Genomic DNA, 21723 nt, shown 5'->3' on the forward strand with positions numbered 1-21723 from the left:
AATTAAAAACTTAAAATGCCCAGCTACCTTTACGGAAAATTGGTTCTACAGTTCCATCTGGTAGAATACCGTCGATGTCCATCTCACTGCTGCCAATCATAAAATCCTCATGTGTTACTGAAATATTTGCACCTAACGTTTCAAGCTGATCGTTTTCTAAATCTCTTCCATCCTCTAAGCAAGTTGGATAAGCTTTACCAATCGCTAAATGGTTCGATGCATTTTCATCAAACAATGTATTAAAATATAAAATTCCCGATGCTGAAATTGGTGATTCATTTGGTACAAGTGCTATCTCACCTAAATAGCACGAGCCTTCATCCACATTAATAAGCTCCTGTAATAAATCATGTCCTACCTGTGCTTCAGCTTTAACAATTTTTCCTTCTTCAAATGTCAGTTTAAAGCCGTCGATAATATTCCCTTGATAAACTAATGGTTTTGTATTGCTTACATAGCCATTTACACCTTGTTTCATCGGTAACGTATAAACCTCTTCGGTCGGCATATTAGCCATAAAGATAGTATCATCAGGAGTTTTACCACCTCCAGTAATCCATTTATGCTGTGGTGCTAATGCAATTGTTAAATCAGTACCTGGCGCTGTATAGTGAAGCTTTATATATTTTTTATTGTTCAGTAGGACCGCACGAGATTCTAAATTTTTTACATGTTCACGCCATTTTTCAATAGCACTGCCTTCACCAATACGAACAGCTTTAAAAATAGCCTCCCATAATGCTGGTACTTGATCCTCAGCTGCTAAATCCGGGAACACCTTCGATGCCCACTTTGGTGAAGGAACTGCTACCATAGACCAAGCTACTGAATCCTTCATTACGGCGTTGCGATTGTTGCTCAGAGCAGCTCCTGCTACCTTTTGATAGGTAGCTAGACGATTAGATGAAATACCTGTAAATTTATCAGGATCTGTAGCATCTATCATTAATAATGCTCCTTTACATTCGATCAGCTCATCATTCATTTTGACTATCCACTCTGGGAAGCGATTAAATTCTTCATCTGAGGCATAATCAAAGTAAGCACGTTCCATTTCTTCATCCGAGAAATTAACATGAACACGCCCTGCCCCAGCCTTATAAGCCTCTTTCACAACTATACGGGCGAAATCCAATGCATCCACTGATGTATTGACTAATAAGTATTGCCCTGGTTGAATATTCACACCGATTTTCACCGTAAGTTCTGCATATGCTTGTAATTTTTCTTCAAAAGTCATATTATTTACCTCACTTTTATCAAATTGGTTTTGAATTCCCATCACTAACTTGCTTTCATACCATACTTTCTGAACAGGTTTTCTCAGAATTTTTCTTGCCTATTTTTTATGTTTTTCATCAAGACATGATAACAACTAATGGCTTTTTTCTACTACTCATATATTTAATTTCTAAACTTTGATTCAATTAATATTGGTTTGTTTTTTAAAAAAATCTAATCAAAGGGCATCAAACACTACATAAAGTTATAGAGTTCTTTATTGTGAAAGCTCACTCATTTCTTCCCAATCTTTTCAATGTGGTTGCACCTAAAGGCTTACCATCAATGGGGCGTTTAACATTCTCAATCACTCCTTTATCTTTACAAAAGCATTTTTGATAGATAAATATATCATTTGACATAAGATTAAATCATTTTAAACGAATTATCAAGCCGTAAAATTTAATTTTTAAAAAATTCGGTAAAAAACCTATGTGAAAATGGATTCTATCAAAGGGAGCGATAACAAAAAGATTTTTTATACACACATGGATAAAACACATGAAAACTTATATATAAAATTACAAGTTCAACTCTCACAAAAAAACGGAATAAAAATAAACAGCGGAACTAGCCCACTGTTTACTTTGCCACACCTTCATGTAATTTTTCTGTATAATCCTTTACATCTTTCCAGCTATCTTTCGCTGTATGTAAATCTTCTTTTATAAACGTAAACTCTTCCGGACTAATTCCTTTTACGTTTTGTAGTAAATTATTATATTTTGCACCTACTGTATACCATTGGTTTGATATGTTTTGTAGTGCTGTAATTGCTGCATCAATTGTTTCCGTCATGTTTGTTGTTTTATTTTTTACATCAGTCAAAATTACGATTTCTGCTTGTGCTCCTGAAATTCTATCTTTTAAATTAGCTATCTCTCTTTCTGCATTTGCGATATCTTTTTTTGCAACCGCAATCATCGGCCCGCCAGCAAGACATGTTATTAGCGCTACGCAAAGTACGCCACCAGCAATGACCATATCATTACTCTTTTTAATCGAATCGTTATATGTATTTATTTGTTGCTCTAGAGCTGGAATACCAGCATTCGTACTTGCCAATATCGCTGTTAACTGATTTGTATCCTCTTTGAAACTATTTGTATCTTTCGCCATTCTATCGCGAAAACTTTTCAAATTTCCTAATAATCCATCTACCTCATTTTGATTCTTTACAATATCCGCATACAACTTTTCTAAATCCGCTTTTAATTTTCCGCTATCCTTTTGATCAATCGCTATTAACATGTCGTTATAATACGATTGAAAAGTATTATTGTAATTTATAATATTTTGATCCGTTTTCATAATTTGAGGCTTCATATTATTTAACCAATATGCTGCATTAATTTTTGCATCTCTTTGATGCTGAATCATATTCCCTTTAAATTCACTATTAATCGAACTTATTTTACTTAAATCCGTCTCTTGTTGATTTTGAATTAATTTTGCATATGAATCCATTGCAAATATACTCGATGTCGTTTGTGCCATTACATCTTGGAATCCAGCTGGTCCAAGAGAATAGTTTTTCACATTTTCTTGTAGTACCTTTACATTTTGTTCTGCTGCAAAAGGATGTAAAGGAGATACGTTACTCGTTGCCACCCCAGCAATCATTACCGCTAAAAGACATTTTTTATAAAATCTTTTCTGCATACTTTTCACCTATTTTCTTTATAAGAGTATAAAAAGCTCCTGCTCACAACTGAACAGGAGCTTCAAATCATTCATCAACACTTAACGCTCTAACGATTCGTATTCAATTATGCTTTTTTCGTATCTACTACTTTAATATCTTCAGCATAAATCTTTTCTGCATAGTCTTTAATATTTTTCCAGCTATCTTTCGCAATGTTTAAATCTTCTTTAATGAAAACAAGGTCGTTTGGACTAATTGAATCCACATTTTGAAGTAAAGAATTATATTTTGATCCCATTGTGTACCATTGGTTTGAAATATTTTGTAACGCTGTAATTGCAGTATCAATTGTATTTGTTAAATACTCTGTTTGTGTTTTAATGTTCGTTAATCCAGCTACTTCTAATTGCGCAGTTGTAACTTGTCCTGTTATCTTTTGAATTTCTGCTTGTGCATTATCAAGCTCTTTCTTCGCTAATACGATTCCAGCTGTACCACCGCCTACAGCTGCTGCACCACCTGCAATTAATGCTACTCCTAGCGGTGTTCCTGCGCCCGTAGCAATAACTACTGCACCACCGATAATTGCAATTGGTCCTAGAGCTGTCGCAACAGATGAACCGATAATAATTGCATTATATTTACTAATTGCTTCATTGTACGTTGTAATTTGATTTTGTAATAGCGGAATTCCTGCATCTTGACTAGCTAATATAGATGTAATTTGATTTGCATCACCCTTGAAGTTTTGCGTATCCGAAGTCATTTTATTTCGGAATTTCTTCAAGTCTTCTACTAACTGATCCACTTGTGCTTTATTTTCATTAATACTACTTGATAATCTAGTTAAGCCTTTCGTAAGAGTCGCTTTATCCTTTGCATCAACTGCAGCAACTAAAGTATCATAATAGTTTTGGAATTTCGTATTGTAGTTAATGATATTTTGATTCGTTGAAATAAGCTGTGGTTTTAATACATCTAACCATTGCTTCGCATTTCCTCTAGCTGTATCTTGGTGCTGAATTACTTTCCCTTTTAAAGCCGCATCAACAGACGATACATTTCCAAAGTTAACATTACCTTGTTTAATAATTGTTAAAGCGTACAGATCCATTACTAAAGCATTTGAACCTGTTCTTTCCATTGCATCTTTTAGGCCTTCTGGTCCTAATGAATATTCTTCATAGTCATTATAAGCTTTTGCTACCGCATGAACTGGAGCTTGTTTCACTGTACTTTCAGCTGCATACGTATGAGCCGGCATAATATTTCCTGCTGCAAATACTGCCATAAGTGCTGATAGAGCCATTACTTTATAAGGTTTTTTTGTCATTTTTCTTCTCTCCCTATATCGCTAATTATTTTTCTGTTTAATGTACTTCAACGTTTGTAACGTAATCTTCAAATTGATTTGTTTGCTTATTCATTTCATCACTTACTTTTTTAATTTGATTGAAATGTTTTTGAAGTAAACTACTGTCTGTATACGTGCCTTCTTCGACATTTGTTTGAATTTGAATCATATTATTATTTAAAACTTTCCAATCCGTTAATAACGTTTCTAAAGTTGTAATTTGACGATCAATTAATTCTGTAAAGCTATTTACTTGATCTTCAACGAATGTAATTTGAGTCGCCTCTGCTTCAGTTTGTGATAACTTTTGAATAAGTGGCAATAACTCCTTTTGCTTTTGTTGAATGCGAAGAGCTGCTTCCCTCGTTTGACTATCTGCAGCATTTACAATTTCATTACTTAAAGTACCGATAGAAACAAAATCGATTGTTTTCGTTTGTGCAGTTTGATTTGTGATTGTAAATACTTGTTTACCAATATTAATAGAACCTTTAATGATTTCTTGAGGTCTATTCAAAATAGTAGTTAATTCAGCTTGAATTTCACCTTGAATTCTTTTAATATCTTCTCTTAATTTCACAATATCTCCACTTGATCCTTGCAGTGTTTTTATTGCTTCATCGGCTTTAATTGATAAGTTGTTACTATCTTTGTCTAATACTGTTTTAAATCGATTTAACTCTAATAAATCTTGCTCCATACTCTCTTGGATGCTTTGTACTTGCAATTGTAATTTTCCATATGCACTCATAAAATCTGCTTTTGCTTGCTGATCTTCATTTACGTTTCCTGCTAATTCATAGAGCTTACTATAATAGCTATTAAATCTAGTGCTGTATCTCATCATCTCTTGATTTAAGTCAATTAGCTTCGGATTATATTCATCAATCCATTCTCGTACATTCGCCTTTGCAAACTTTTGATGATTCGTTAAGCTACTCATCGCATTTACCTTAATATCTGGCTGTTGTAAAATAATTAATCCATATGCTTGAATAAGAGGTGATTGTGATCCTAACATTCTAATTGAATTGGATAATGTATTTGGAGCAATTACATTTTGTGCATATACTGTTTTCACTTCCGTCTGCCCCTCCTTAGCGTAAGCGCTTACAGGAATGAAGCAACTCGTAGATACTGCTGTAACCAATAACCCTGTAATTAAAGTCTTTTTCACTTTAACTCCTCCTATGTATTAGCAACTATTACTATCGCATTTTATTATTCTATTTTCTTACCTATAATTTGAGATGGTTAAAATAGAGAACGTTCTCACCGCGATCCATGTACGAACCACCTCTCTCGTATTGCTACAGTACTTACTTATCGTCACAAAACATTTTATTATTTTTCATATGTGTTTAGTATGAATAATATTGTATAAATTTTCTATTTCATCGAAATCCCCACATTCACACAGTGAATATATTACATAAAAATATTATTCATTTTAAACTAAACAACATACGTAAATATGAAATTTCGTTTTGTTTTCATATATGTTTTGTACTGTAAGGTCATTTAAACACAGCTGTTTATATAACGTAAAGAAGTATTTTCATTCCCTTTATTTTCAAGCTTTCGTGTCCTTATTTCAAAATATAATCCGATTCACTTTATAGATTGAAATATCTACATATCACAACAGAAAACACTACTTGAAAATAACTGATAAAATTATATAAATATAATTTTCGAGCCCATATGCAATTATGCATAGCATATACACAAAAAGGATAGCTTCATTTTCACGAAGCTATCCTTAAAAAATCTTCTTATTTTTTCAAATGATATGGAACTGTCGTAATAACAACATTTCTTTTATAAAGTAAATACGCACGTATGAGTAAACTGGATTGATTATGAAGAATGTTATGCCAACCTTTTTTCGGAATGAACTGTGGTATAACGACCGTAACGCGGTAATTCGATTCACTTGCCTTATATTGCACTGTATCGATGAACTTCGTTAGCGGCTGGATAATACTTCTATAATGAGAATGTAATGTAACAAGCCTAACTTCAGGTTGCCACTTTTTCCATTTCTCTTCAAATTTCTTTTCCTCTTCCCTGTCAAAAGCAACATATACAGCAATAACTTGATCTGCCGAAAGAGCCTTAGCATAGTTCAATGAATTTTCTACTACGTGAGTCATACCAGCTACCGGAACGACGATTACATTTCCCTTAATCGGAACAAGTGGTTCACAAGTTTTTAAACTTAACTGATCACCTACCGCATCATAGTGCTTCTTAATTCTGTGGAATAAGAAGATGATTGCAGGTAAGAAAATAAGTATCGACCAAACTTGTGCAAATTTAGTTAAAAAGAACATGCTCATTACGATAAAACTAATAACTGCACCAATTAAATTAACCGTTAATCTTAAAGCCCATCCTTCAGGTTTTTCCCGAAGCCATTTTAATACCATCCCTGTTTGAGAAAGTGTAAATGGAATAAATACACCTACTGCATATAGTGGAATTAAATGTTCTGTTTGTCCTTGGAAAGCTACAATTAAAATAATCGAAGCAACTCCAAGTATAATAATACCGTTTGAGTAACCTAAACGGTCTCCTCTAATCGTAAACATTCTCGGTATGAATTTATCTTTTGCAAGGTTAACCGCTAATAAAGGAAATGCAGAATAGCCTGTATTAGCAGCGAGAATTAATATTAAAGCTGTTGTACCTTGTATGAAATAGTACATGAAATTACGTCCAAATGTTTGTTCAGCAATTTGAGAAACAACTGTTACTTCTTTACTCGGAGTCACTCCGTAATAATAAGCTAAAAATACAATTCCTGAAAATAACACAGCAAGTAATGCACCCATTGCAAGCAATGTTTTTGCAGCATTGTTTGGCGCAGGATCTTTAAAGTTCGGAATTGCATTTGAAATTGCTTCAACACCTGTTAAAGCAGAACTACCTGATGCAAATGCTCTTAGTAATAAAAATAAACTAATTCCTGCAACTGGTGTTCCAATCGGCGCATGTAAAGTAGGTGAAACATGACCAGTTAAAATATTATATATGCCCACACCAATTAATATAAATAGTGCTAAAACGAATAAATAAACAGGATATGCTAGCACGGAAGCTGATTCCGTTACTCCTCTTAAATTTAATATCGTAATTAATATAACAAATATAACCGCAATAATTACGTTATGTGCATGTAAGCTAGGAAACGCAGAAGTAATTGCATCTGTACCCGCGGACACACTTACCGCAACAGTTAAAATATAGTCAACTAATAAAGATCCTCCAGCAATTAAGCCTGGATTCATCCCTAAATTTTCTTTTGATACAACATACGCTCCCCCGCCATGCGGATAAGCAAAAATAATTTGACGATAAGATAAAATAAGGGCTGTCAATAATACTAATACCCCAACAGCGATCGGAATGGAATACCAATAGGCGATCGCTCCAACACCTGCTAAAGCAATTAAAATTTGCTCTGGACCGTAAGCAACTGATGACAATGCGTCAGAAGATAAAATAGCTAAAGCTTTCGTTTTATTAAGCTTTTGTTCTCCAAGCTCCGTTGATTTTAACGGTCTTCCAATTAAAAATCTTTTAATAGATGAAACCAATGCTGTCCACTCTCCAATAATTTTGTACGAACTTTTCTGCTTGTTACAGCCAGTAAACTATTTCTTCAGAAAACAAAAAATGTCTACAAGCCATAGCGAAATAGACTTGTAGACATTATTTTTTTTGTCGCACAAGCTCCACCTTCCTTCTCAATATAACGCTTACGAGGTTAGCTGTCGGATTCGGGCCTATGAGTAGCCCTACCTTTTTCAAGGATTCACCCCATCGGATTATGTACTAATCCGTAAAAACGGGTCCCCCGTACCATGCGGTTTCAGCGATTTAGAAAATTGAAACTGTGGATTATAATACTCCTTTATTTTCAAAAAGTAAACAAAAATTTTTAATAAGAAAAAAATTAAAATGATTGCGCATAATCCGCTGAGAAATATACATAATGAATACTAAAAAATCCACAAAGGAGACCCATATGTCTAAAGAAAAGAAGCCTATTTTTTCCGATTCATATTTAGATGCAGTAGCAAATGAAATTAATCAGTTATATGGTAAACGTGAACAGGAAATAAATTTGACAGATAGAACGAAAAGAAATAAATGATTTGTCATACAAAAAAATAAAAAAGATAGCAATACACTTATATATTGCTATCTTTTTTATTTTTTCATACATCTAATTCTATTACAGATTTGTTAAAGGTCATCTCTTCATACACCTTTAAATTTTGATATATAGTTCCTAATAATGGTGCCGCTATAGAAAATTTCTCTGCTACATCCAGTAAATATCCTTGCAAGTGCTTCCCTTCAATAAATGAACCCTTTTCCATATCACGCTGCATCGATGACTTCATATCATACGAAATTTTATCAATCGTTTTCATATGTTCCTGGGCAATATTTTCCTTTACTGGAGCTCCTAATACTCTCATGATTTGTACAGATTCCTCAAACACATTACGGATAAAATCACGGCCGCCTTCACTTTCACGAATTGGTCCAATTGGTGCACGCATTAACGTTGTCACACCTGACATTACAGTAATAAATAAATATTTATGCCACATATCTTGCGTAATATTTTCACTTAAAACAAAACTAGACTTCGTACCTGCAAATGCTTTAGAAATATGCTTTACTCTCTCTGAATTTTGAGACTTAATTTCTCCAAACACAAGTCTGTTGGCAGCACTAGTTTGTACAATTTCTCCTTGATCGTTTAACGTCGTCTCGATAAAGCATAAACCGCCAATTACTTTTTCTTCGCCGAATTCTTTTTGTAGTAGTGATAAATGAGCGATACCATTTAACAATGGAATGATTACAGTATTTTCGCCAACAAACGGCTTCAAATCTTGAATAGCCTCGTTTAAGTGATACGCTTTTGTTGAAAATAAAATGACATCAAATGGAGAAGTTCTCTCTTCTTTCGTTATTAATTTCGGTTGGAAGGAAAAATCCCCGTTAACACTTCGGATTACAAGTCCTCTTTCCTCTAATTGTTTTTTCCGTTTACTACGAACAAGAAATGTAACATCTTCTCCCTTTTCGACTAATCTGCCACCAAAAAACCCTCCGACTCCACCAGCGCCTAATACTAAAATCCGCATACAGCATCCCCCTTTTCAAAATACAATTTTACAACTTTTAGTATACATAACATTATACATGTCCTCTGCTAAATAAGCTGAATTTTCACTCTCAATTGAGTATAAAACAGTGGTTATTTTCAAATAAATTTGGGCATGTTGTTTCTATAGCATATATGGAAAGGAAACAATGTAGATGGAGGCAATACAAACAATTGAGGAAAAAGGTGTAGCAACAGCTATATTCCAATTTATATTCCCGTTTTCGTTTAAAACTGGATATGAACAAAATATGTTCCCTTTCTTACAAAAAAACGATTTTCGTCCTTTTCGGCTCGATCATCTCGATGATGAAAATACATATTATGGGGAGTTTAAAGTTTCACATCAAAATATGGAAGCATACTATCTTTCATTTACAAATAAAATTCTCTTTCCTCACTCAGAGCATCAAAAGGGCTTGCAACGTTATTCAAAAGATCTTAACTTAACTGGACATTTAACAACAAACCTTATTTCAATTCCATTCAAGATACACTCTATTGATGTAACACTTTGTCCTTATGAACTTGGCTTCTTAACAATTCGAACAGAAGTAAACACTGCTCCAAACATGACTTTATCTGAAGCAATCGAATTCGCAGATCGCTTCCGTGTACTTGAAACTAAAACTGATACAAATGAGTCTATTTGTATTGAATGTAACGGAAAAAAGTATTCCCAAGTTGAGAAATTCATTTTTGGTTATTTATTTCATGGCGTAACTGATTTCTTTGAAAAGAAGAGATTAAGAAGTTCATACTTTCAAACCTTCCCTTTCTTTGAAGACCAGAGAATGTACGTCCAAACTTTATTGTCACTAAAAGAAGGTATGGAACTTAATGAAGTGGATGTTTATCGTACTTCCAGTCTTTCCGGATTAACAAGTGATGGTAAGCCATATGTGAGTGCAAGTAACCTTCCTTACATTCATAACTATTTAAAAAAACACGCTTACCAGAGATGGGCTCCAAATCGTTATTTCATTATGGAAGAACATATTTTTACATGTGTAACAAATGAAGGAGAACGCGAAATCGATAAACTTGCTAGTCAAATGTACGGAGAATTTTATTACGCTTTATTATTAAACCTATTCCATAAAATTGTTTTATTAAAAATGGCAAACGCCTATGCTGAGCTAAATATTGAACAAGATACTAATGAAATAGAGAAATTAATTTATTCGATTAATTCGTTCACTGCTAATTATTTTTCTTTAGAATTAGTATCTCAATCACAAAGTGAAGATATTTTCTTCCGCTTAAGAAAACTTTTTAATATTGAGGTTTTATACTCGAACGCGAAACAAAATCTTGATAGTTTGTTTAAATATCAAGAAAATGTCGCCTCAAAAAAAGATAGTCTCTTATTATTAATTTTAACGCTCTACTCTGTAGTAGGCCAAATGTTAGGGTTTACTATGATCGATCTTCTAAGAAACACCGATTCAAACAAAATATCGTCACCTCTTGAATTTTTCGCTCTATTAATTGCGATTAGCGGCATTGTCATTTCACTTATTTTAGGGGCTCAAGGGTTATACCAATGGGCTGTGCAGCACAAAAGAAGAAAAGCATGGGTAAAACAAACTGTACTGTCTGCTGTAAAAGAAAAAGAGGATAAAAATTAAAGAAGGTTATTTCCAAATATGTGGTATGCTGCAGTAAATGAAATTTTTATCAGCGATTTTTCAAATATATCGAATTACCGACAAATGACAGAACCGTATAACAAAAAAGGTACTCCAAAATAAAGCTTGGAGTACCTTTTTATTATACGAATTCAGCTTACTTCCCTGCTTCGATTTTCTCTAATGCAGCAGCTACTTGCTCTTCCGTTAATTCATGTTGTATTACGTAGCGGTTACGTGGACTTACACGACATTTATGAGAACATGCACGTAAATATTTCGCTTCGTTTTCTTCAGAACATAAAATTTTCTTATTACATTCTGGATTTGAACAGTTTACATAGCGCTCACATGGTTCACCTGTAAAGTGGTCTTTACCAACGATAACATGTTCTTTTTGATTTACTGGTACAGCGATACGCTCATCAAACACGTAACATTGTCCATCCCAAAGCTCACCTTGTACTTCTGGGTCTTTTCCGTACGTTACAATTCCGCCGTGAAGCTGACTCACATCTTCATAACCTTCACGAACTAACCAACCTGAGAATTTCTCACAACGAATTCCGCCTGTACAATAAGTTAAAATCTTTTTACCTTCAAGTGTTTCTTTGTTTTCTCTAATCCAATCTGGTAATTCACGGAATGATTCAATATCAGGTTTAATCGCACCTTTGAAGTGTCCTAAATCAAATTCATAATCATTTCGTGCATCAATGATAACTGTATCTTCTTGTTTCATTGCCTCATAAAAATCTTTTGGCTCTAAATACTTCCCAGTTATTTCGTGTGGGTTAATGTCATCTTCTAGACGAAGTGTAACTAATTCTGGACGAGGACGTACGTGCATTTTCTTGAATGCATGCCCTTCTTCTTCATCTATTTTAAATACGATACCATCAAAACGTGGATCATTGTTCATTGCTTCCATGTATTTTTCTGTTTGCTCTACAGTTCCAGAACAAGTTCCGTTAATACCTTCTTTTGCTACAAGAATTCTTCCTTTTAATTCAAGTGAATTACAAAATTCTAAATGCTCTGCCGCGAATTCTTCTGGATTTTCAATTGTTGTGTACATGTAATATAGTAATACTCTGTATGGTTTTGTAGTTGCCAATGTATTTCTACCACCTATCTAATTTTTAAAATCATGTATAAGTTAACGTTCATATCAAAACATATATAATAAGAAAATGAATCCCATTTTCTTTTCTTTATACTATTTTCTATCAGTTAACAAAAATAAAAAAACAAGATTACACATCAAAACACTATGGTTATGTTGTAATCCCAATATATTATATATCATACAAATGCAATTCCATCAATTAATATGCTGTATTATCGGCTTTATGTTCACATAAATTTCAAAAACAGCCCTTTAATTCACTATGTTTCCCCATGTCATCACACCATAAACTCCCAATTCATTTTACATTATCACACCATCCATTGCATAAAGGCATATAATTTGCATTAAGGAAACTTTCGTGTTCAAATGAAATTATCACATACCATATTTAAATGTATTGAAATAATGAGTAAGAATAAATACAATAATTTCATCAAGTTAACATTTTAAAGGGGAAAACTACTATGAATAAAGATATAACAAAAGATGAACATCTCCCTTCTGAAAGTACAACTGTACAATCAGCTCACTTAGCTTTAAGTGGAGAAACAAAAGGCTGGAAAAGACTGTTACCATTTTTAGGGCCCGCTTTTATCGCGTCCGTTGCTTATATTGATCCTGGCAACTTTGCTACAAATATCGCAGCTGGTTCACAATATGGATATTTACTATTATGGGTTATATTCGCTTCTAACTTAATGGCTGTATTAATCCAAACTTTATCGGCTAAATTAGGAATTGCTACAGGAAACAATTTACCTGAAATAGCTCGTGAAAACTTTCCAAAGCCTGTGTCTATCGGCTTATGGATACAAGGTGAACTCGTTATTATGGCTACAGATTTAGCTGAATTTATCGGGGCAGCACTCGGATTGTATTTATTATTTGGAATACCTATGTTACCAGCTGCTTTAATTACAGCAGTCGGATCATTTATTATTCTTGAGTTTCAACGCAGAGGATTTCGCTCACTAGAAGCTATTATTACAGGGATGATCTTTATTGTAGTAATAGCATTTGGGATCCAAGTTTTTTATGCAAAACCAGAATTAAGTCCCCTTCTTTCAGGACTATTTATTCCGAAATTCCAAGGTGTAGACAGTATATTACTTGCAGCAGGGATTTTAGGTGCGACAGTTATGCCGCATGCAATATACTTGCATTCTGCATTAACACAACGCCGCGTGGTTGGAACAACTGACGAACAAAAGAAAAAGATTTTTCGTTTCGAATTTATCGATATTATTATTGCAATGGTTATCGCTGGAGCAATTAATGCAAGTATGTTAATTGTAGCAGCTGCACTATTCTTTAAAAACGGTATGCACGTTGAAGATTTAGATGTTGCTTACACTCAATTTACCAACTTAGTAGGTCCTGTATCGGCTGCATTATTTGGGATTGGACTTTTATCAGCAGGTTTATCAAGCTCTTCTGTCGGTACAATGTCAGGTGATATTATTATGCAAGGATTCATTCGCATGCATATTCCGTTATATTTACGTCGATTTATTACAATGATTCCACCACTAGTTATTATCGCTTTAGGTGTAAATCCAACTTACGCTCTCGTTATGAGTCAAGTTGTCTTATCATTTGGTATTGCATTTGCACTAGTGCCACTTATTATGTTTACAAGTAATAAAAAGATTATGGGTGCACTCGTTAACCACCGTATAACAACATTTATCGCATGGATAATTGCAGCACTCGTTATCATTTTAAATATTTTCTTACTGTATCAAACGTTTGTAGGGTAATGAAAAAAGGGTATTCCAATTTTAATTTGGAATACCCTTTTTGGATGAAATGATTTTCTTCTACTTACCACTTATGTATGTCCCTCTTTCCGGCATCATGACACCATTTTCAGTTCGAAAGTAAAGTGGCAATCCTTCCGCAAAAAACATATTTACTTTGGACGGATCCTGCCTTTGATGATGAATATGTAAATGCGGCTCACTTGAACTTCCGGAGTTACCGACTTGAGCAAGAACCTCTCCTTCATTTACATGTTGGTCTTCCCTCACTTTAATTGAGCCTTTCTTTAAATGGGCAAGAATCAAAAATGTCCCTGATTCATCTAGTCGTAAATAAATATGATTCCCCGCCATCGACTGAAAATCATCCTCTCCTGGAACTACATCTTTTTCATCATTATTAATAGATACAACTGTTCCAGAAGCTGGTGCCATTACTTCTGCTCCATATATTCCATAATCCTCTAACATACTACTTTTCACTTCAGCAGGCGGCATAAGGATATCATATGCCCACCTTTCATTTGGTTTTATAACGTGATAGTTCGTTTCTAACCGATCACCGCCCCAACCTATCAATGCTCGTTCATTCAAAGGAACACGAACTACTGCTTTAGGACTCATCGATTGTATATCTGCTGGATAAGCAATTCTACCTATATTAGCAAACCAACCGACAGGCCAAGCTCCAATGATAGAAAACAGAATAATTAAAAGTAGCGTTCTATCTATCCGCTTTCTAAAAATGCCGTTCAAAAAAAAACATTATTACTGATCCTATTAAGAGAAAAACTGAAATTACACTAAAAGCCTGTATACACCACCAAACAAAGACTGATGTAACACCATTAGCTACATAAATTAAACTCCAACTTATAATTAAAAAAGGAACTATAATTACTAATAAAAATTTCTTCCACATGTCGTATCCCTACTCTCATATCCTTTTTCTCAATGATACAAAGTAAAAATTACGACATATGAAAGAAATACTTACGACTTTCTTACTTTTTTATACTGCGGTAATTTTACAGTAAAAACTGTTTCTTTATCGTTACTACGTACAGTTATATCCCCTTGATGGAGCTGTGCTATACTTTTCGAAATTGCAAGTCCTATTCCTTTCCCACCCGTATGAGAGCTACGTGATTTTTCACTACGATAAAATTTCTCAAAAACGTAAGGAAGGTCCTCTTTCGGAATGCATTGTCCAAAATTTTTAATTTCTACTTCAACATTCATTGTTTTATTGGAAATTCCAATTGCAATTTCCTTTCCATCTTTTCCATACATAATACTATTACCTATTACATTTTCAAATAGTCTCACTATAAGTGCCACATCAACTTCTACATGTAGCACTTCATCACTTTTAATATAAAAGCTCATATTGGCATCATCTAATTGTGGTACAAAGTCAATCATGATTTGTTCAATTAATGCTTTCATATCTATTTCATCTTTATGTAATTCAATCTCTCTATAATTTATTTGACAGTATTCTAATAAATCATCTACTTGATTTTTTAATTCATAACTTTTTCGCTTTAATATACTTACATACTCTTCACATTCTTCTCCATTTGAATGAAGTTTATTTCCTAACAGGTCCGCATAACCTATTAAAGATGTTACTGGCGTTCGTAAGTCATGAGAAATATTACTAATCATTTCATTTTTCATTTCCTGTGATTTTTTTTCATTCTCAATAGACTCTTTTAAACTTTTCGCCATTCTATTAACATTTGCCGCTAGTTCACCAATCTCATCGCTTTTCGAAATAGGTATATGTATTTCAAAATTACCATCACTTATTTTCTTCACGTTCTTATTAATTTGAGATAATCTTTTCATCATCGTTTTTGTCATGAATGCAAAGTATGTTGTAGTAAAAATCAAAAAAACTATAAAATATAAAAATGAATATTTTTCCTCTAACGCAGTAACATGACTATATATATTTCCAATTACAATTTGAAACGCTATTATACTTACAGTTGCTAACAAAATGCTACATATGAATGCAATAAAAAACTTAGCTCTAATGCCTTGTAATGATTTAATCTTCAATTTTATATCCGACTCCCCAAACATTTTGAATAAACTTCGGCTCTTTTGGATTCTCTTCAATTTTATTTCTTAATCTTGCAATATGAACCATTACTGTATTATTACTTTCATAGGCTCTTTCTTTCCAAACGCTCTCATACATTTCTTCAATAGTGAACACACGATTCTTTGCAGCGGCCATTAAGTACAAAATATCATATTCAGTTTTCGTAAGATTCATTGTTTCTCCATATAACATTACTGTTCTCGACACTTCATCTATTTCTAAACCTCTAATATTTATTTTCTTTTCCATTACTTGAACAGCATTTTGGTTGAAATATGTATACCTTCTTAATTGAGCTTTCACTCTTGCGATAAATTCAATTGTACTGAACGGCTTCACAATATAATCATCTGCCCCAGTACTAAATCCAATTACCTTATCTACATCCGATGATTTCGCGCTTAAAAACATAATTGGTAAACTATGTTTCTCTCTAACCCTTCTACAAAGTTCTATACCATCCATTTGAGGCATCATAATATCCAAAATAGCAAGTTGAATACTGTTATTATTTATTATTTCTAAAGCCTCTTCTCCGTTATGAGCACTAAAAACTTTAAAACCTTCTTGCATTAGATTCACTTTTATAAATTGAACAATATCTTGATCATCATCTACAATTAAAATTGAATTTTTCTCCATATACAAACCTCTTTTTGAAATATATTCCACAATCAATTTTATCATAAATTAAAACCTTACTCCCCTCTTGAATAATCTTTATTTTCAGACTAGATTATATAATAACAACACATTCTAGTTTCAAAAGAAATGGAGTGAAAGCATGTTTCCTATATTGAAAACAGACCGACTCATTTTAAGAGAACTTACCGAAGAAGATGCACCGCGTATACTACAATGCTTTTCTAATACTAATGTACTGCGCTATTATGGCCAAAAACCGTTACAAGATGTTGATCAAGTGAAACAAATCATTCATAACTTTAAGCTCAGTTACAATGCAAGAAACGGTATAAAATGGGGAATCGAATTAAAAGACAAGAAAGAACTCATCGGTACCATTGGTTTTCACGATTGGTCTTCTGAGCATAAACGAGCCAATATAAGTTATGCCTTTTTACCTGAACACTGGGGAAAAGGATATGCGACTGAAGCTGTTTCTGAGGTTATATCATACGGTTTCCATACGATTCATTTAAAGCGGATCGGGGCAATTGTATTTCTTGAAAATGAAGCTTCCAATAAAGTACTATTAAAATTAGGCTTTGAAAAAGAAGGCGTTCTAAAAAATTATATGTATCAAGATGATATCCCATATGATACGAATTTTTACGCTTTATTAAAATCGGTTTAATAGAATTCATGTGTAAAAAACCTTACTTTTAAAAAGTAAGGTTTTTTGTATTTATTCATTAGCAATATAAGCATTCTTATAAGTATAAACACCACCAAATTGATGTTTTTCAATCCCTTTTACATACTCCTTTTGTACATACGCTGAGCCAATATGATAAAGCGGCGCCACCGCAGCATCTTCTAATAATACCTGCTCGGCTTCTCGCAACGCTTCCCATCGTTTTTCCCTATCTAGTACAAAATCCGTTTTCGCTTTCTTTATTAATTCATCGTAACGAACATTAGAATAATTCATTTTATTATTCGGATTCCCTGTCGTAAATAACTCTAAATAACTAATTGGGTCTTTATAGTCAGGTCCCCAATTTGCCATAGTTATATCGTAATCACCTGTTTGTTCTAACTGTAATTTTTGCTTAAATGGCTGTTGTTTAATTTGTATCGTTAATCCATGCAAATACTTTTCTAAGTCACCTTTTATATATTCTGCCATACGTTTTGCGTTATCTTGTTCAAATGTTAGAAACTCAAGGTTTACTTCGCCTACTCCAAGTTCTTTTTTCGCTTCTTCCCAAATCTTTTTCGCCTTTTGTAAGTCATATAGAGAAAGATCTCCGTTTTCTTTTCTAAAATCTTTGCCAGTCTCTTCATTTACATGACCAATTGGTACAAGTCCACTTGCAGGTTTTGCTCCGTTATTAATAAAGTGAGCAACGAAATCATCTTTATTTAACGCTAATGAAATAGATTGACGCACCTTTTTATTTGCTAACGCGGTATTTTTTTCATTAAAACGAAGCATAGCAATTCCAGAATCACTCGACATATGTAATTCCTTATTCCCCTTATACTTGTCTACAACTTGCGAATTAATAGGTACCCGGTCCAAATCTCCGGCTTCATATAAATTTACAGCTGTCATTGTATCCTTCACGATATGAAAGTTTATTTCGTCTAGTTTCACTTTCTTTTGATCCCAATATGTAGCATTTTTCTTTAATTGAAACTCTTGTTCATGCTTCCATTTTTCTAATACAAATGGACCGTTATATATGAGATTACTAGGTTCCAATGCATAATTGTTTCCTTGTTCTTTCAAAAATGATTCATGCTGTGGTAAATATATAGGTAATGCTAACAACTGTAAAAAATACGGAATTGGCTGTTCTAGTTCAACTTCTAACTTATAATCATTTATAACCGTAACTCCAAGTTCATCTAGAGACATTGCTCCCTTATTAATCTCTTTCGCATTTTTTACATAAAAGAGCATGGACGCATATTGAGATGCTGTTTCAGGGTTAATTGCACGTTTCCACGCAAACATAAAATCATTTGCTGTTACATTATCCCCATTTGACCATTTTGCATCTTTACGCAAGTCAAATGTATATTTCTTACCATCTTCACTTCTTTTAAACGATTTTGCTATGGCTGGAGTAGGCTGATCTTGATCATTTAATACATATAACCCTTCAAATATATTCTGCATAACGTGCGCTGATGTACCATCTGTTGTTTTCACAGTGTCCAGAGAAGGAATTTCTTCTGATACTGTTACATTTAACACTTGTTTTTTAACCTCTATGTCACTTTTATCCGCTTTATTATTACAAGCTGTTAATAATAAAGATGTAACAAGTGCCATTACCATTAAATGGCTCTTTTTTCGCTTCATGAGTTGTTCTCCTTAAATATAAAATATTATAAAGCGTAATATATTATAGCAGAAATACTAACAGAAAGATGCGACATTCTTTTGAATATTTATTCGTTCGAGAAAAAAGCTATCCTTTTAAAAAAGGATAGCTTTTTCAACTGCCACATAATTATCTATCTTTGTAAACCTCGTTTATAACGACTCGCTTCAAATATAATACGCTCTTCATCTAACGTTTTACATTCGCCATTCCAAACGACACGCTTTCCGTTAATAATTACATCGCTTATATCTTTTCCACTAGCTGCATATACCAGGTGCGATAACACTTCATCTGCTGGTTGTAAATGCGGCTTATTAGATGGGTCAATCGTAATAAAATCAGCACACTTTCCAACCTCAAGTGATCCTGTTTGTTTCATCCCGATTACTTCAGCAGCTCCTTTAGTCGCAAGTGTAAGAGCAGTTTCAACCGGTAAAGCTGTTGCATCTTGGTGAATACCTTTTTGTAGTAAAGTCGCTATACGCATTTCTTCAAACATATCTAAATTGTTGTTTGATGCCACACTATCTGTTGCAATTCCTACTTTCATTCCTGCTTCTAGCATCGCTTTTACATTCGCTATACCAGATCCTAGTTTTAAATTACTATTCGGATTATGTGCTACTCGAACGTCATGTTCTGCTAAAAATGCACGTTCATTTTCATTTAATACTACACCGTGTGCAATAACTGTTGGGCGTTTAAACAACCCGCAGCTCGCTGCATATTCTACTGGACGTTTTCCGTACTGTGCTTCAATATCACGTACTTCACGCTCTGTTTCAGAAAGGTGGATATGAACCATTGTTTGATTTTCTACTGCAATACGAGCGCACTCTTCTAACAGTTCTGTACTACATGTATATGGACTATGTGGTGCAACCATCGTAGTTAACATGCCACTTTCTTTATAATAACGCTTCACATATTTCTCAGCTTCTTCAATCGCTTTCTTTTCATCGTCTTTCGTTCCGAAGCTAAATAAAGTCCTTGAAACAGCAGCTCGCATCCCGCTCCTTGATACCGTTTCCATAATTGCATCTTGATCTACTCCAATTGGATTAAACATGTCAGAGAATGATGTTGTACCACTTTTCACCATTTCAAGTAATCCTAATTCCGTACTAGCAACCGCAAGCTCTGGAGTAAACTGACTTTCCAGTGGCCAAATTCTCGTCTCAAGCCATGGCTGTAATAACATATCATCTCCAATACCTCTTAGGAGACTCATTACAACGTGTGTATGTGTATTTACAAGCCCTGGTAAAACCCACTTTCCTTTCATGTCAATTACTTCATCTACTTCAAAATCATTTGCAAATTCTCCGCTCTTTACATCTATAATTTGATCATTTTCTACAATGATATATCCATTTTCTATCACTTCGTTTTGTTCATTCATCGTTACAATTGTAGCGTTTACATAAGTTGTTTTCAAAAGTATTTCCCCTTTCAACTCTATGAAGTTCCCTTTAATGAAGTTACCACCATTATAGTAACTTATTAAAGATTAAGAGTCAAAAGATAATTTGAATTCTTTCATTATCTTTTCCTTCAAAATGCTATATTGTTTTTCATTTGTATCTGCAAATGCTTCTTCTCGATTTGATTCCACATCCAAATAATTCAATCTTCCATTGAACTGAGTCCCTGTAAAATCAAACCTCTGTCCAACTATACAGATATAAAAATGCCACACCTCCCCTACTTTTGTCTTTTTGATTTTTCCTCCGTATATATCTTGAACGACTAAAGCCGTTACACCACACTATCCCTTTGCCGGATTCTCAATAGTCCACTTTAAACTTGTTTCAATCGACCATGATTTTACTAGTGCTTCATATATCCTTTTTATCTTTACATCATCCATTCTAATCTTCTCCTACTATTAATTGTTTTACACATCATGTTGCAAAAGAGGCAGTAAACGATCCTCAAAAACCGTTGATGGTGTCTCTCCTATTAACTTTGCTCCCATCTTCAAGTAAAACCCTTTTGCATTCGGATCACTATCAATTGTAAAGCTTTTTATTCCTAGTTCCTTTGCTTACTCTATTACAAACTTCCACATTATTTTTCCATACCCCTTTCCTTTGTAACGAGGATGAATGTATAAGAAATCGAGAGCTTTATCGTTATGTAAAAATGAGAAAAACCCAATCTTCGTATTATCGTTTTCTAAAACATATACAAAATTATTTTTTATGTACTCTTCCGTAATTGTTAAATCTTCCTTACAGGCAAGTATGAATTCTTCACTATAGTTCCACGTTGCTTTTGAATGTAGTGCGAATTCACTTAATTCATTTGCTTCACTTAATAACGCTTCTCTTATCTTCATGATTCTTTTTCCTCACTTTCAATATGTAAACTACTAAATTGATTCGGAAAGCACTTCAAAAAACCTTTTATTTTCATAAATTAGAAATTACTTTTATAAATCTTTATTATAATCAGTACGATTTTTAACAATTTATTTAAAGAAAAAGAACGCCGCTGAACTGCACCCCAATTGTTAGACACAGTCTAACAATTGGGGTGCAGTTTTTCTATGGCTAAATTTACAGCTGATGAAAAAATACAAATCGTTCTA

General features: G+C 33.6%; 15 protein-coding genes, 3 pseudogenes and 1 riboswitch. Of the genes and pseudogenes, 4 read left to right on the forward strand and 14 right to left on the reverse strand.

Annotation, left to right across the window (positions count from 1 at the left end):
- Positions 1–10: 10 nt before the first annotated feature.
- The 5 genes from ACLBXA_RS21265 to ACLBXA_RS21285 form a co-directional block, all read right to left on the reverse strand.
- On the reverse strand, positions 11–1240 hold the full coding sequence (locus ACLBXA_RS21265; RefSeq protein ID WP_000141970.1) for an aminopeptidase: 1230 nt from the start codon (positions 1238–1240) through the stop codon (positions 11–13).
- A gap of 623 nt (positions 1241–1863) precedes the next feature.
- Positions 1864–2943, reverse strand: coding sequence for a non-hemolytic enterotoxin NHE subunit C (gene nheC / locus ACLBXA_RS21270; RefSeq protein WP_001172000.1), 1080 nt, complete (start codon positions 2941–2943; stop codon positions 1864–1866).
- A gap of 107 nt (positions 2944–3050) precedes the next feature.
- Positions 3051–4259 carry a non-hemolytic enterotoxin NHE subunit B gene (gene nheB, locus ACLBXA_RS21275; protein ID WP_000162968.1) on the reverse strand — a complete coding sequence of 403 codons (1209 nt, stop codon included), beginning with the start codon at positions 4257–4259 and terminating at the stop codon, positions 3051–3053.
- A gap of 37 nt (positions 4260–4296) precedes the next feature.
- Positions 4297–5457, reverse strand: a complete 1161-nt coding sequence (gene nheA / locus ACLBXA_RS21280) for a non-hemolytic enterotoxin NHE subunit A (protein WP_000751828.1) — start codon at positions 5455–5457, stop codon at positions 4297–4299.
- Between the two features lie 598 nt (positions 5458–6055).
- On the reverse strand, positions 6056–7882 hold the full coding sequence (locus ACLBXA_RS21285; protein ID WP_000254886.1) for an APC family permease: 1827 nt from the start codon (positions 7880–7882) through the stop codon (positions 6056–6058).
- Between the two features lie 144 nt (positions 7883–8026).
- Positions 8027–8173, reverse strand: a riboswitch (cyclic di-AMP (ydaO/yuaA leader).
- A gap of 140 nt (positions 8174–8313) precedes the next feature.
- Here ACLBXA_RS21285 and ACLBXA_RS21290 point away from each other — a divergent pair.
- Positions 8314–8442, forward strand: a complete 129-nt coding sequence (locus ACLBXA_RS21290; protein ID WP_000031873.1) for a hypothetical protein — start codon at positions 8314–8316, stop codon at positions 8440–8442.
- A gap of 64 nt (positions 8443–8506) precedes the next feature.
- On the opposite strand, the gene panE is transcribed toward ACLBXA_RS21290, so the two are convergent.
- Positions 8507–9451, reverse strand: coding sequence for a 2-dehydropantoate 2-reductase (gene panE, locus ACLBXA_RS21295; RefSeq protein ID WP_001221905.1), 945 nt, complete (start codon positions 9449–9451; stop codon positions 8507–8509).
- Between the two features lie 175 nt (positions 9452–9626).
- Here panE and ACLBXA_RS21300 point away from each other — a divergent pair, with 175 nt between their 5' ends.
- The gene (locus ACLBXA_RS21300; RefSeq protein WP_000387459.1) at positions 9627–11102 is read left to right on the forward strand and encodes a hypothetical protein; all 1476 of its coding nucleotides are present in this window, start codon (positions 9627–9629) and stop codon (positions 11100–11102) included.
- 157 nt (positions 11103–11259) lie between these two features.
- Here the strand turns inward: ACLBXA_RS21300 and trhO are convergent, their stop codons facing one another.
- Entirely contained in the window at positions 11260–12219 is a 960-nt protein-coding gene (trhO, locus tag ACLBXA_RS21305) for an oxygen-dependent tRNA uridine(34) hydroxylase TrhO (RefSeq protein ID WP_000246235.1), read from the reverse strand.
- 479 nt (positions 12220–12698) lie between these two features.
- On the opposite strand from trhO, the gene ACLBXA_RS21310 reads away from it, so the two are divergent.
- Positions 12699–13994: an Nramp family divalent metal transporter gene (locus tag ACLBXA_RS21310; protein ID WP_001030674.1), complete on the forward strand. Its 1296-nt coding sequence runs from the start codon at positions 12699–12701 to the stop codon at positions 13992–13994.
- Positions 13995–14054: 60 nt separating this feature from the next.
- On the opposite strand, the pseudogene ACLBXA_RS21315 reads toward ACLBXA_RS21310, so the two are convergent.
- The 3 genes and pseudogenes from ACLBXA_RS21315 to ACLBXA_RS21325 all read right to left on the reverse strand — a co-directional run bounded on the left by ACLBXA_RS21315 (position 14055) and on the right by ACLBXA_RS21325 (position 16752).
- Positions 14055–14916 (reverse strand): annotated as a pseudogene (locus ACLBXA_RS21315) (M23 family metallopeptidase).
- Positions 14917–14987: 71 nt separating this feature from the next.
- The gene (locus ACLBXA_RS21320; protein WP_114365417.1) at positions 14988–16088 is read right to left on the reverse strand and encodes a HAMP domain-containing sensor histidine kinase; all 1101 of its coding nucleotides are present in this window, start codon (positions 16086–16088) and stop codon (positions 14988–14990) included.
- Positions 16054–16752 (reverse strand): response regulator transcription factor, encoded by a 699-nt coding sequence (locus tag ACLBXA_RS21325; RefSeq protein WP_447617440.1) that lies wholly within the window; start codon positions 16750–16752, stop codon positions 16054–16056. The genes ACLBXA_RS21320 and ACLBXA_RS21325 overlap by 35 nt, the downstream gene beginning before the upstream one ends.
- Before the next feature lie 142 nt (positions 16753–16894).
- Between ACLBXA_RS21325 and ACLBXA_RS21330 the strand changes: the two genes are divergently transcribed.
- Positions 16895–17425 (forward strand): GNAT family N-acetyltransferase, encoded by a 531-nt coding sequence (locus tag ACLBXA_RS21330; protein ID WP_000483974.1) that lies wholly within the window; start codon positions 16895–16897, stop codon positions 17423–17425.
- 51 nt (positions 17426–17476) lie between these two features.
- Here ACLBXA_RS21330 and ACLBXA_RS21335 read toward each other — a convergent pair whose 3' ends face one another.
- The 4 genes and pseudogenes from ACLBXA_RS21335 to ACLBXA_RS21350 form a co-directional block, all read right to left on the reverse strand.
- Positions 17477–19105: a peptide ABC transporter substrate-binding protein gene (locus tag ACLBXA_RS21335; protein ID WP_098832842.1), complete on the reverse strand. Its 1629-nt coding sequence runs from the start codon at positions 19103–19105 to the stop codon at positions 17477–17479.
- Positions 19106–19260: 155 nt separating this feature from the next.
- On the reverse strand, positions 19261–20586 hold the full coding sequence (locus tag ACLBXA_RS21340; protein WP_141526677.1) for a bifunctional S-methyl-5'-thioadenosine deaminase/S-adenosylhomocysteine deaminase: 1326 nt from the start codon (positions 20584–20586) through the stop codon (positions 19261–19263).
- Positions 20587–20640: 54 nt separating this feature from the next.
- Positions 20641–21000 (reverse strand): annotated as a pseudogene (locus tag ACLBXA_RS21345) (YunG family protein).
- 27 nt (positions 21001–21027) lie between these two features.
- A pseudogene (locus ACLBXA_RS21350) lies at positions 21028–21471 on the reverse strand (GNAT family N-acetyltransferase).
- Positions 21472–21723 lie beyond the last annotated feature (252 nt).

This window comes from Bacillus sp. D48C (genome assembly GCF_053345735.1).

Excerpts from the sequence above, each read along its gene's own strand:
- ACLBXA_RS21265 (WP_000141970.1), bottom strand. The coding sequence starts at position 1,240 with ATGACTTTTGAAGAAAAATTACAAGCATATGCAGAACTTACGGTGAAA.
- nheC (WP_001172000.1), bottom strand. The coding sequence starts at position 2,943 with ATGCAGAAAAGATTTTATAAAAAATGTCTTTTAGCGGTAATGATTGCT.
- nheB (WP_000162968.1), bottom strand. The coding sequence starts at position 4,259 with ATGACAAAAAAACCTTATAAAGTAATGGCTCTATCAGCACTTATGGCA.
- ACLBXA_RS21290 (WP_000031873.1), top strand. The coding sequence starts at position 8,314 with ATGTCTAAAGAAAAGAAGCCTATTTTTTCCGATTCATATTTAGATGCA.
- panE (WP_001221905.1), bottom strand. The coding sequence starts at position 9,451 with ATGCGGATTTTAGTATTAGGCGCTGGTGGAGTCGGAGGGTTTTTTGGT.
- ACLBXA_RS21300 (WP_000387459.1), top strand. The coding sequence starts at position 9,627 with ATGGAGGCAATACAAACAATTGAGGAAAAAGGTGTAGCAACAGCTATA.
- ACLBXA_RS21310 (WP_001030674.1), top strand. The coding sequence starts at position 12,699 with ATGAATAAAGATATAACAAAAGATGAACATCTCCCTTCTGAAAGTACA.
- ACLBXA_RS21320 (WP_114365417.1), bottom strand. The coding sequence starts at position 16,088 with ATGTTTGGGGAGTCGGATATAAAATTGAAGATTAAATCATTACAAGGC.
- ACLBXA_RS21325 (WP_447617440.1), bottom strand. The coding sequence starts at position 16,752 with ATGGAGAAAAATTCAATTTTAATTGTAGATGATGATCAAGATATTGTT.
- ACLBXA_RS21330 (WP_000483974.1), top strand. The coding sequence starts at position 16,895 with ATGTTTCCTATATTGAAAACAGACCGACTCATTTTAAGAGAACTTACC.
- ACLBXA_RS21335 (WP_098832842.1), bottom strand. The coding sequence starts at position 19,105 with ATGAAGCGAAAAAAGAGCCATTTAATGGTAATGGCACTTGTTACATCT.